Source organism: Azonexus hydrophilus, assembly GCF_905120355.1.
Taxonomy (GTDB): domain Bacteria; phylum Pseudomonadota; class Gammaproteobacteria; order Burkholderiales; family Rhodocyclaceae; genus Azonexus.
Map to the genome: position 1 here is coordinate 75,077 of NZ_CAJHOB010000011.1, position 11,670 is coordinate 86,746.

Annotated in this window: 12 protein-coding genes and 1 tRNA gene; 2 read left to right on the forward strand and 11 right to left on the reverse strand. The window is 61.3% G+C overall.

What is annotated here, in order from left to right; genetic code table 11:
• Positions 1–18: 18 nt before the first annotated feature.
• From JYJ39_RS10125 to JYJ39_RS10140, 4 genes are all read right to left on the reverse strand, one after another.
• Positions 19–471, reverse strand: coding sequence for a type II toxin-antitoxin system YhaV family toxin (locus JYJ39_RS10125; protein WP_240189624.1), 453 nt, complete (start codon positions 469–471; stop codon positions 19–21).
• Positions 468–788 carry a type II toxin-antitoxin system PrlF family antitoxin gene (locus JYJ39_RS10130; protein ID WP_205204085.1) on the reverse strand — a complete coding sequence of 107 codons (321 nt, stop codon included), beginning with the start codon at positions 786–788 and terminating at the stop codon, positions 468–470. The genes JYJ39_RS10125 and JYJ39_RS10130 overlap by 4 nt, the downstream gene beginning before the upstream one ends.
• 190 nt (positions 789–978) lie before the next feature.
• Positions 979–1,599: a DUF6088 family protein gene (locus tag JYJ39_RS10135; protein ID WP_205204086.1), complete on the reverse strand. Its 621-nt coding sequence runs from the start codon at positions 1,597–1,599 to the stop codon at positions 979–981.
• A 348-nt stretch (positions 1,600–1,947) separates the two neighbouring features.
• Positions 1,948–2,023, reverse strand: a tRNA-Phe gene (locus tag JYJ39_RS10140).
• A gap of 194 nt (positions 2,024–2,217) precedes the next feature.
• Between JYJ39_RS10140 and hemF the strand changes: the two genes are divergently transcribed.
• Complete coding sequence (gene hemF / locus JYJ39_RS10145) at positions 2,218–3,114, forward strand: oxygen-dependent coproporphyrinogen oxidase (protein WP_205204087.1); 897 nt, start codon at positions 2,218–2,220, stop codon at positions 3,112–3,114.
• Between the two features lie 16 nt (positions 3,115–3,130).
• On the opposite strand, the gene JYJ39_RS10150 is transcribed toward hemF, so the two are convergent.
• The 5 genes from JYJ39_RS10150 to hemC are packed head-to-tail and all read right to left on the reverse strand — an operon-like array spanning position 3,131 to position 7,349.
• The gene (locus tag JYJ39_RS10150; protein ID WP_205204088.1) at positions 3,131–3,370 is read right to left on the reverse strand and encodes a hypothetical protein; all 240 of its coding nucleotides are present in this window, start codon (positions 3,368–3,370) and stop codon (positions 3,131–3,133) included.
• 15 nt (positions 3,371–3,385) lie between these two features.
• On the reverse strand, positions 3,386–4,570 hold the full coding sequence (locus JYJ39_RS10155) for a heme biosynthesis HemY N-terminal domain-containing protein (protein WP_205204089.1): 1,185 nt from the start codon (positions 4,568–4,570) through the stop codon (positions 3,386–3,388).
• The gene (locus tag JYJ39_RS10160; protein WP_205204090.1) at positions 4,567–5,622 is read right to left on the reverse strand and encodes a uroporphyrinogen-III C-methyltransferase; all 1,056 of its coding nucleotides are present in this window, start codon (positions 5,620–5,622) and stop codon (positions 4,567–4,569) included. The genes JYJ39_RS10155 and JYJ39_RS10160 overlap by 4 nt, the downstream gene beginning before the upstream one ends.
• Entirely contained in the window at positions 5,619–6,401 is a 783-nt protein-coding gene (locus tag JYJ39_RS10165; RefSeq protein WP_205204091.1) for a uroporphyrinogen-III synthase, read from the reverse strand. Before JYJ39_RS10165 ends, JYJ39_RS10160 begins: the two co-directional genes overlap by 4 nt.
• 15 nt (positions 6,402–6,416) lie before the next feature.
• Positions 6,417–7,349, reverse strand: a complete 933-nt coding sequence (gene hemC / locus JYJ39_RS10170; protein ID WP_205204093.1) for a hydroxymethylbilane synthase — start codon at positions 7,347–7,349, stop codon at positions 6,417–6,419.
• A gap of 106 nt (positions 7,350–7,455) precedes the next feature.
• Between hemC and JYJ39_RS10175 the strand changes: the two genes are divergently transcribed.
• Positions 7,456–8,061 (forward strand): methyltransferase domain-containing protein, encoded by a 606-nt coding sequence (locus JYJ39_RS10175; protein WP_205204095.1) that lies wholly within the window; start codon positions 7,456–7,458, stop codon positions 8,059–8,061.
• Here the strand turns inward: JYJ39_RS10175 and JYJ39_RS10180 are convergent.
• A complete protein-coding gene (locus JYJ39_RS10180) occupies positions 8,058–9,518 on the reverse strand; it encodes a PepSY domain-containing protein (protein ID WP_205204097.1) in 1,461 nt (486 codons plus the stop codon). The genes JYJ39_RS10175 and JYJ39_RS10180 overlap by 4 nt on opposite strands.
• A 13-nt stretch (positions 9,519–9,531) precedes the next feature.
• Entirely contained in the window at positions 9,532–11,664 is a 2,133-nt protein-coding gene (locus JYJ39_RS10185; RefSeq protein WP_240189625.1) for a TonB-dependent receptor, read from the reverse strand.
• Between the last annotated feature and the right edge of the window lie 6 nt (positions 11,665–11,670).

Genomic DNA, 11,670 nt, shown 5'->3' on the forward strand with positions numbered 1-11,670 from the left:
GAGGCCTCGTCAGGCTATCTACTTCCAGTCCGTGTGGCTCGCCGACAAGAGATCTGCCCAATCATCCGGTGGGTGCCCACGCTCCAGCATCCGTTGGAAAACGATGTAAGGGTCGCTTTTGCTGCCGGATGCTCGCAAAGTGTGTTCATCATTGACCCAGGCGAAAATGATGATTCGGGTTTTTGAATCGAAACGAAAAAACAAGCGGAATCGCCGACCGATTTTTGCGCGCCGCCAGTGCCGATATGCGGCCCCCATCGTATTGCCTTGGCGATACTCCTCGCGGTTCGGGTCGCTGGGCACGGCCTCGAAGATCAACTTTGACAGCGCGGCAAACAGTCGAACGTTGGCGTTGGACTCGGAGCCCTTTGGGTCTTGCTTTTGAGCGCGTTCTGCAGCGGCATGTAGTTTTCGTAACTGCTCAACCAAACATTCGTGAAAGAGCAGGTTCCACCCGTCACGCTGGATCACAGTGCAACATCGCCTTCAATATCTGCGGTGATGTCGACCGACTTCGGCAGCGTTGCCAACATGGCTTGCACGAGGTCGTCTGGCAAGCTTGTCAAGTGTCGACCGTTTCGAATGTCTGTCTCCAACAATTCCAGAAAGCTACCGATGGCCGGGTCTTCATGGCTAGGATCTTCAGCACGGGTCACGATGACCTGTGAGCCTCGCAGGTCAAAAGCCACCTTGCCACCGTAGTCCACGCCAAGGGCCTGGCGGATAGGCTTCGGAAGCGTGATCTGACCTTTTGCGGTGATGGTGGCTACTTCATGAATGGTTGGCATAGCAGTTCTCCTGAAAACAAGACTATAGTAAGGATTATTCCTTACCTCGTCAAGCAACTTGGCGTCGTCAAAAGTCGCTCCTGAGATCGCCTGTCAGGGGTAGGGTGAGTAGCCGACCGGCTATGGAAACAGAGGGAACAGCACCCGCTAGATCTGAGGCTGCTCTTGAGCGCCGAGGCGCAGGAAGAATTCAGGCATGAGCCGCCATTCGCTCGCTGCGGTAGATGGCATCGCTCATCCATGCCGGCATTGAGGAAGTCGCCGACTTCAGAACCTCGAATTCGCTCGCGCCCAGCTTGCGCCGAATCTTTTCGACAAGGGCAGGTGTCACTTCCGTTTTGCCGAGATACCACATAGCTGAAAGGGCAAGGCCTGCCGGTCGGCCAGCCAGGGCCAGCTTACGTTGGCAGACGTGCTGTAGACGAATCTCCATCTTGCCCACACGGATTCGCTTCGACGGACCAGAGGTCACGAAGACCGATTGCGTTGGAACCTGTGTGGACAGCTCAAGTCGACGGGCAGCTTCAGCGCCGTGAACCTGAACAATGGCGCCCGTGGTCTTGGCAACAGTCTCGGCCACCTTCAGTGGCTCAGGCATCACCTTACCGACAAAACGACTGATCTCGGGGCGCACGAAGACACCGCGCGTCACACGTTCGATCACCCCCGCCTTGACCAGGCGCGACAGGTTCTGATCAACGGACGCGCGGGTGCCGCACTCCAGAAGTACCGTCGGGGTAAAAGGCTCCCCGACCGGCATCTCCTCGATGCGCTGGCGAATCAGATCGGCAGTTTTGCGGGTTGTTTTCATGTATGAAGATGTAGTCGAGTTTCTGACAAATCGCAAGCACTTCTACCTGCCAAGGACGATTCATATCGCATTCGCTCACCAATGCCGGAAAACAACCGCTTGATCGATCAACGGGTAACCCGTTGATTTAAATAGGCCACCGGCGTGATGCCTGCGGACTTCGGGCAGTTTTGAGCCGGACAGAAAGGAGAGAGGAATGGCCCGGAGAGAGCGCCATGTGGCCAGAGGGAGGCTGGCAGCCGGACTGTCGAAGTCCGCAAACCTACTCAGCGTTCCGCGCATGTTCGCGGGGTCTGGCGGGAGCACCTAAGAAAAAACCCCAACCGAGAGTGGTTGGGGTTCGAATTCTGGTGGCCAATCGCGGAATCGAACCACGGACACGCGGATTTTCAATCCGCTGCTCTACCAACTGAGCTAATTGGCCAAACGAAGCGCGCATTATAGGGAGTGCCGGGCGAACAGGCAAGCGGCGGGGTGCATTTTTAGCGATAAAAACAAAACTGCATCTCCCAGACCTATATGGCACGCTTGCCCGGCCACAATAAGTCACTCCTGCGGGGAACCTAGGCTGCGCCACGCTGACCAATCGCCTCACCTTCACCTCCTCCTCGCGCCCTCATGGAACTCGAACCGATCAAAACTTTCTTCACCACCTTGCAGGAGGATATTGTCTGCCGCCTCGCTGCCTTCGACGGGCAGGATTTCCAGCGCGATACCTGGCAGCGTGCGGAAGGTGGGGGCGGGGTTTCGCGCCTGATCGAGGAAGGGGATTTTTTTGAGCGGGGCGGCGTGAATTTCTCTCACGTCACCGGACAATCGCTACCGGCATCGGCCACGGCAGCACGGCCGCAACTGGCCGGGCGCGCCTGGGAAGCGCTGGGGGTGTCGCTGGTGCTGCATCCGCGCAATCCTTATTGCCCCACGGCGCACATGAATGTGCGCTTTTTCGTGGCACGCAAACCGGGCGAAGCGGACATCTGGTGGTTTGGTGGCGGCATGGACATGACGCCTTATTACGGCCAGATCGAAGATGTGCAGCATTTTCACCGCACCTGCCACTCGGCGCTGCAGCCTTTTGGCACCGATGTGTACGCGCAGTACAAGGCCAACTGCGATGACTATTTCTTTCTCAAGCACCGCAACGAGCCGCGCGGTGTGGGTGGGATATTTTTCGATGACCTGAGCACGGGCGGTTTTGAACGCTGTTTCGCCCTGACGCAAGCCGTTGGCCACGCCTTCATCCCGGCCTATCTGCCGGTACTGGAGAAACGACGCGACACGCCCTATGGTGAGCGTGAGCGCGATTTTCAGGCCTACCGCCGGGGACGTTACGTCGAGTTCAATCTGGTGTGGGACCGCGGCACACTATTTGGCCTGCAGTCGGGCGGGCGTACCGAATCGATCCTGATGTCGCTGCCGCCGGTCGTCAAATGGCGTTACGACTGGCAGCCGCCAGCCGGCTCACCGGAAGCCGAACTCTACGAGCTCTTCCTGCAGCCGCGCGACTGGCTGTAAGCCGCGCGCGGAGCGCTTATTTCAGCTTGCCTTTGACTGCCCGCACGCGTTCTTCGAGCTTGATCTCGACCTTGCCGCTATTGCCCTGCAAATTACCGCAAACGCAGGCAGACGGAATGTGCGGCATCGAATTGATGATGGCGGTGCAGTCCAGGCATTCGTAGTACACATCGCCGCCGGTCGGCAGCGCGCCGGCGGCAGGCGCCGGTTCGATCGGATAAAACTTGTAGATCTTGCGCAAATCGATGTTCAGCATGTTGATGTCCCCTGGTCAGTGTGTGTTGTGCGCTGCCACGGCAGCACGGTAATGTTGGTTGGCCGCATCGGTCTGCCCCAGCTGTTCAAGCAGGCGGGCCAGTTCCAGGTGCGCCGCTTGGCTTTGCGCCAGCCCGAGTGAAGCTTCCAGATAACTCTGGGCCTTGCCCCACAGGCGCTGGCGGGCGCACATGCGCCCCAGGGCCAGCAGCAGCCCGGCGTGATGGCGGTGGCTGCGCAGCCAGGTTTCCGCCTGGCCGATGCGGGCAGTCTGGTCGCCACCGCTGAGTTGTCCGTACAAGGTAATCAGCGGGCTTTCCCAGAATCCTTCCAGGCCGCGCTGCGCAGTCTCTTCGATCAGCGCCTGGGCGGCGCTGGTTTCCTGCGCCGCGGCCAGACTCTCGGCCAGCGCTAGCACCACCGGCAGTTGCCGCTCATCGCGTGGAATGCTCTCCAAGGCACGCAGGGCGGAGCCGTCCTGACCGCACTGGGCGATTTTGCCCAGCAGGGCCTGCCGGGTCAGCACCGGCACCAGTGTGGGCGACAGCGCATTACGTTTGGCGAGCTGGCGCAGCAGTTTGAGTACGCCATCCCAGTCTTCAAGCCCCTGATACGCGCGCAATTCCAGACGCAGCGCGGCAATGTGACGGCCTTCCCGACCTTGCAGACGTCCCAGCACGGCCAGCGCGGCAGAAAAGTCGCGGGCTTCGATGAGCATTTCAGCTTCCAGCATCAGCGTCGCCGATTCCGTGCGCGCGTCCTCCGCTTTCGCCTTGTCCAGCCACGCCTGCTGACGCACGGGATCGCCCAGACGCTGCGCCGAACGGGCCGCGATCAAGGCCGCCAGCGCCGGCGCCCGACCCGCCGCATGCGCCTGATCCGCGCGTTTCAGCGCCTGACCATAGCGTCCTTCAAACAAAAAACGCACGGCGTCCTGGAACACCTCTCCCGATTTTTCCCGTCGCCGCCGCCGTTGATACGCACTGGCCCGCCGGGGAATGCTCCCAACCCAGGACACAAGGCGCAAACCGGCATAGGCCAGAAGAAACAGCACCCCCAGCAGCAGAATCGTGAAATTCAGCGACAGTTCGACCCGCCACTGCGGCAGCACCAGCAGAACATACCCGCCGTTGCTGCTGGCACCCCACACCACCCCCACTGCAGCGGCAAACAGCAGAAGAAGCCAGGCGAGCGCTTTCAAGGTGCCACCTCCGCTGCCGCCGCCGAATTGCCGCTACGGTTTTCGTTACGCAAGCGCGCCAGCGCTTCCAGACTGCTACGCAACTCCGGACGTTCGTTGCTGATTTCCAGCGCCTGCAACTGGCGGCAATAATCGATGGCGGCACGCACGGCGGCATCTTCCTGAGCAAAGAAACGCGGCAAGGCATCGCTGATGGCCGCAATATCGCCCTTGAACACTTCGCCCTCATGTGCCAGCAGGGCCAGACGGGCATTGAGCAGACGCAGCTTGAGCTGCTCCCGCAGATACACCGCCTGCTCCGGCGCCAGCAGCACGGGCGTGTTCGCTTCGATGCGCTGAATGCGTACCAACCCTTGCAGGGGCTGCCACAAACGCTCGAACAGCTGCCGCCAGCCCGTGCTTTCCGGACCATCCGCCACCGGCACGGGGGCCGCGGCCGGAGTTTCCTGCGGCGGGCGGGCATGCGCCGCCAGAGGCCAGGCATCCACCTGGGTCAGCAACTGCTCCAGACGCAGGCTGATGCCGGTCACATCCAGGCGCGGCAGGGCGTCGAGACGCGCAATGTCGGCGGCCAACGCCTTGCGCAACGGGACGAAGCGCGGATTATCGAGATCGGCCAGTTGCCGGTCGGCCGTATTCAAGGCGACCAGCGCCAGCGGCGTATTACCCGCCAGTTGCAGTTGCTGCGTAGCCAGAGCCAGGCTCTGCTCGATGTCGAACAGGGCAATTTCCTCACGCCCCTGGCGCAGTTTCTGCAGCAATTCGGACAGATCGGCGCTGGCTGCCTGCCGCTCTTCCTGCGTGGCACCCTGCTGTTGCTCGAGAATCTGCAGCCGCTGATTCAGTTCCGTCAGCGCCTGCGCCACGCTGCTGGCGGCAGCAGGCGGCACGACAGCCGATCGGGCAGTGCGCAGGTCAGCCAGTTCCGCCTGCTGCTGCCGAGCAGACCAGGCCAGCCAGCTGAACGCGGCCAGCAGTACCAGAATGGCCAGCCATACTCCTGCTTGACGGGGCCGCGCGGCTGGCGGCATAACGGTTTCTTCGGTCGTCATTGAGTCCACCTCGTATAGGTCACGAGACCATGCAACAGGCCGGCATCCGCCGGCCCGGTCTGTTCGATGCGGGTCAGGCCGCGCTGACGGGCGATTTCAGCGATACGCTGATGCGGCACGAACAGCGGCGTGTCCTGCAAGCGGGCACGCGCCGCTGGCGACACCCCGCTGAGCAGGTAGTCCAGAGCTTCGCTGCTGGACACCACGATGCCATCGAGCGCGCCCCGCGCCCAGGCCGCTTCGAGCGGCGCAAAGCCGTCGCGCGGCCCGCTGCGGTGATAACAGGTCACCCGCTCAACACTGGCGCCACGCTCACGCAGCACATCCGTCAGCAGTTCGCGCCCGCCGTCACCCCGGAAAATCACCACGCGCTGCCCGCTCACCTTCTCCGCCGCCAGTTCCGGCAGGGCCAGCAAACCCTCCGAATCGAAACGTTCCGCGGGCAGCAGGCAACGAGTCACACCGGCCGCAGCCAGAGCCTGTGCCGTACCCGGGCCAACCGCTGCCGCCTGCAGAGCGGCAGGCCAGTTGCGCTTGGCCAGCAAGGCCGGCAGGGCATACGCCACGGCATTGGGACTGACAAATACGGCCAGCGCGTAGTCATCCAGACAATGCGCCACCGCATGTACGGCGCTGAGGTCGGCCACCGGCGTGATTTCGAGCAGGGGAAACAGCAGCGCATGCCCACCCGCCGCCTCGATTCCGGCAGCCAGTCCCGCCGCCTGCTCGCGCGGGCGGGTGACAACGATGGTGCGACCGGTCAGCGTACCCTGTGTCATGTGCGTGGCAGGAAGTCAGCCGCAGGCCAGTCCGGCCAGAATGGCATCGGCACCCTGCGCCCGCAGATCGGCCGCCAGCTGCAGGCCAAGTGCTTCGTCATCGGCCGGATTGCCGCGAACTTCCGCCGCCACCATGCGCTGCCCATCGACACTGGCAACAAAGCCGCGCAGCCACAACTGCCCGTTGTCGATCACCGCATAGCCGCCCAGCGGCACTTGGCACGAACCGCCCAGGGCACGCGACAGGGCTCGCTCGGCCTTGACGCAGTGCGCAGTCATTGCATCGTTGAGCGGCGCAACAACCGCCGCCATGGTGGCATCGCCGGCCAGCACTTCGATACCCAGCGCGCCCTGCCCCGGCGCCGGCAGCGACTGCTCCGGCGTCAGCATGGCCTTGATGCGATCTTTCAGTCCGAGACGAATCAAGCCGGCAGCAGCAAGAATGATGGCATCGTACTCGCCGGCATCCAGCTTCTTCAGGCGGGTATCGAGATTGCCGCGCAGGGCCTTGATGACCAGTTGCGGATAGCGGGCACGCAACACCGCTTCCCGGCGCAGGCTGGAAGTCCCGACCACCGCCCCCGGCGGCAGCTCGTCCAGCCCGGAATACGTGTTGGAAATGAAGGCATCGCACGGATTCTCGCGCGCCGAAATGGCCGCCAGCACGAACCCGTCCGGCATCACCATGGGCACATCCTTCATCGAATGCACGGCCAGATGCGCCCGCCCCTCCTGCATGGCCACTTCGAGTTCCTTGATGAACAGCCCCTTGCCGCCAATTTCCGCCAGCGGCCGGTCGAGGATCTGGTCACCGCGCGTCGTCATGCCGAGAATGTCGACCTGGCTGTCAGGATTCAGTGCGGCCAGGCGCCCCTGCACATGGACGGCCTGCCACATGGCGAGACGTGATTCACGGGAGGCAATGATGATTTTCGCGAGAGCAGCCATGGTTTCCTGAGAATGTTCGTTGAAGACACAGCTGGCGATTCTAGCAGCCCATGCCGGGAGCGTCGCGCTAGAATCAGCCCTCCCGCCCGACTCCCCGCACATGCCCATGGACAGCAACGAAAAACCCAGCCATCAGCGGCCGGAACACCCGGATTTCTGGTGCAAACGCTTTCAGGCAGGCCAGACGCCCTGGGACGCCGGCTGCGTTCCAGAGGATTTTGCCCGTTTCGTCGCCGCGCACCCCCAGCCCCGCACCACCCTCATTCCCGGTTGCGGCAATGGCTGGGAAGCCGCCACGCTGGCCGCACACGGCTGGCCGGTGACGGCCCTCGACTTTTCCCCGGCCGCAGTCGAACAGGCGCGCCAGGTGCTTGCCGGACAGGCCGTGGATGTCGTCTGCGCCGATTTCTTCACCTGGCAACCCACACAACCGCTCGCCCTCATCTATGAACGCGCCTTTCTCTGCGCCCTGCCGCGCAAACTATGGCCCGACTGGGGCCACCGCGTCGCCGAACTCCTGCCTGCCGGCGGCTTGCTGGCCGGTTATTTTTTCGTCAGCCCACAACTCAAGGGCCCCCCTTTCGGCATTACCGACGAACAACTCGACACCCTGCTGCTGCCGCATTTCCAGCGCCTGGAAGACCGCCCCGTAACGGATTCCATCCCGGTTTTTGCCGGCCATGAGCGGTGGCAGGTGTGGCAGCGGCGCTAACAGCCGCAGCGCACCAATCGGCGCCAACCGAGCAGCACACCCGTCATGCTGACAATGAAACCGCCCAGGCTGCCGAGAATCATCAGAACGTCCCAAAGTGGCCGGTTAGCCAGCAGGGGGCCCCAATCCCAGCTGTGCAGCAAGGCAAAGAGAATCCGTTTGACGCGGCCCGGCCGGTCACTGCGATGCACCACATTGCCGCTATGCGGATCGAGGTACAACCAGGTGCCTGCTGCGTCATCGAACTGCAGCCTGAGCACCGGCAGAGGCCGCTCCAGATGTCCGCTCATCGTATGTTCGTCGCGCGTGTAGTAATGCCAGTCGTACATCTCCTGAATCGTCGCACTTTTCACACTGGCCGCCGGCAACAGAGCCGCTCCTGCAGTTTCCAGCGCTGAAAAATCATGCCGGATCATCGGGTCACAGCGTGATTCCGGCTGCAACCTGCTCTCTCCGCGCGCATTTCGCGCCAGGACAAAACCGGCATCTCCCAGCCGGGTCCAGACCAACTCCACCGCAGTAAAACCGTTGCGCTGCAAACAGGCAAGCTGAGCCGCACTATCCAGGCTCGCTGGGGCCATTTGCAGCGCCTGCCGCACCGGCCTTGCCGTCGAGCTGTCAAAAATCCGCCACGGATTCATTGACATCAGGCCACTGAGTATCCAGGTCACTACCAGCACCCCGAATATCAGGCCGGACCAGTGGTGCCAGCGGCCCACCTGCGTCCGGTAAGGGCTGTGGCTCCCATTGTTGTAGCACCGGCGACGCCAACGCAGAACGCCGATCCACAAACCGAGCGCGCTGAGCAAGGTCGCTGCCAGCGATGAATAAACAACGATCGCGGTCCACCAGCCATTCAGGCTTCCGCCACGCAAGGGATAAAGCCAGTGCAGCCAGGCCCCCACCCAGTTCCAGCGCCGCTCCGTCAAGCTGGCATCACGGACCACCTCACCGGTTTTGCCAGAAACGTAGACCAAGGTCTCCCCCTGCCCTCCCGCCTCGATCCGATGCAAGGGCCGATACCCGTCCAACGCTCGCGAATGCGTCCAGGCATCCTCAACCATCAGATCGCGATACTGCAGCGGCTGGTTCGGTGCAAACAAGGCGGCAGATTTCAGGGCAACCGCTTTGTCTACCGCCGGCAAAACCGCGCCTGTCCGCGCATCTAGCGCCACAAAGCGGTTCTTCTCCAGCGTCACGATGTAAACAGGGCCGTTGCCAGTACTAGTCAAACGCAGTCCCTGCGCGCTTTCACCCGGCAGCAAGGCGGCCAGCACTGCCTGCGCCGGCAGGCAGCAATCGCCACTCAACTTCGGCAAATGCTGCAAATGTTCCTGCTGCGTTAGCTTGGGGTAGCCAACGTACATCATCACCACTCCGGAAAAAAACCAGAGCATCATGAACAGACACAGCACGATTCCCAACCAACGGTGGGCGAGAAAAAGCAGCCGCTTCACTTCAGACCCGGGTTCAGAAACTACTTTGGATCGACAAGTCGATCGTTCTCGGCTGACCCAGATAGACCATGGTTGAACCCGAGAAACTATCCGCGTAAATCTTGTCCGTCAGATTCTTGCCGCGCAGGACAAGTCGGGTCGTCCGGTTGAGCTTGTAACTCGCGGAAGCGCCAACCAGGGTGTACGCATCATCACGCAGCGTATTGGCGGTATCAGCATAGCGCGCCGAGACATAGCGCAGGTCGGCGCCCAGCTCAAGCGCCGGCAACGGGCTATACGTCAGCCAAAGATTGGCAACTCGCTTGGGAACTTTGGTTGGTCGATTACCGGCACGTGAGACCACGACGCCGCTAACACTCTCGTTAAATTTATCGTACTGCGCGTCCACGAACGCGATATTGCCGGCCACCTGCAAGCTGCGATTCACCTGGTAGCCAAGCGCAAGCTCAATACCACGCGACGACTGCTGGCCGACCGGAATCGTCGTACCCGGGTTAGCCGGATCGCTGACAGCGATATTGCGACGCGTGATTTCGTAATAGGCCAGCGTACCGTTACCACGCTTGTCGGCAAAACTGAACTTACTCCCAATTTCCCACTGCTTGCCGGTCGTCAGATCGAAATCCCTGACTTGGGAGAAGGAAGCCGTGGTCAGGATGCCCGCGGGTGGATCAGCCGCTGTACTGTACTGCGCATACACATTGGCGTTGTCGGTCAGCTCGTAAGCCAGGGCAAGCCTGCCCGTCAGTGGATGGTAGCGGCGCTTGAAATAAGCAGGATCGGTCGCCGTCACGGTCCGGTGATTGGTTATCTCGAGATCTATCCTGTCATGCCGCAAACCGGTAAGCAGCGAAAGCTTGTTTGTCAGGAAAGTCTGATTTTCCAGAAAAATGGCAAGCGTTTTGACGCGATTAGTCCGTTGTGGATTAAAACCCCCTGTCACCCCTGGGAGATTGAAAAACTTTTCTGTCGAAAAGTTGTAGGGATCTACGCTGCCGAAGGGGCCGCTGACCGAAAGCGGGAAACGCGTCTGCTTGTTCACGCTGTAATCGATACCGCCTGCCCAGTTGCTGCGGTGTCCGCCGAGCTGGCCGTTAAGCGTGAACTCCAGACGATTGCCATTCAGGGTCTGGTCATGGCGCTGCAGCAATGCGTTGGAACGCACGACTGCCGTATTGCTGGCGTTAAATGCGTAAGTTTCGACATTCTGAAAATCACGCAAGGCGCTGTAGTGGTACAGGGTGTTGCGTAATCTGAGGCTATCTGTCGCCTTGAACTCGGTAATCGAGCGCGCCCAGCGCACCCGTTGTTCATAAAGCCCATCGACCGAGTTGTAGTTCTTGAATCGCGTATCTTCATCTATGCGGACGCGATCCCCCACTGGTTTGAGGACGGGCGTCCCCCAGTAGGGACGATCAACACGCTCATTCTGATATTCCAGCGCCAGCGTGTGCCGCAGCGCGGGAGTCAGATCAACCTGCCAGGAGCCCGCAGCCTGCCAGGCCTCACGCTTGACACCCTCACTCCAGCCATTGATCGTATTGCGACTCACATCAAGGCGGACCGCATTACGCTCATCAAGTACCCGATTGGTCCCCGCCGCCAGCTGCACAGCATCAAAACGGCCATAAGAAGCCTTCAAGTCGGTATGGTTGCCATCCCGGTGGGCCAGTTTGGTGATGTTGTTGATGGTCCCCCCAACGGCGCCGGCACCATACAGAAAACTCGACGCCCCGCCGATCGCCTCGACCCGATCATAAATCCAGCTATCGACCGGCCGCGCCGCAACGGCGTCGTACTGCACTGTGATGCCATTAAAAAGCTGGGTCACACTCGCACCGGAGAACCCGCGATAAAACACGGCACCGGGAGAACCTGGTGCCGCCGAGCTGGTGATACCGGGCACGCTTTTCAGCGCCTCCTGTGTGTTATCGACGCCACGACGCTCCATCGTTTCACGATCAACGACAAAGACTGAAGCCGGTGTTTCCCTGAGACTCAGCCCGAGACGGCTTGCCGTCTGGTTTTTCTGTTCCAGATCGAGCGGTTGGCCAAACGAACTGGCGGTGACGCTGACAGCGTCCAGAACAACGGGATTTGCCTCGCTACCATGCCCCCCGGAGGCAAACGTGAGCAAAATCGTCACGTGAAG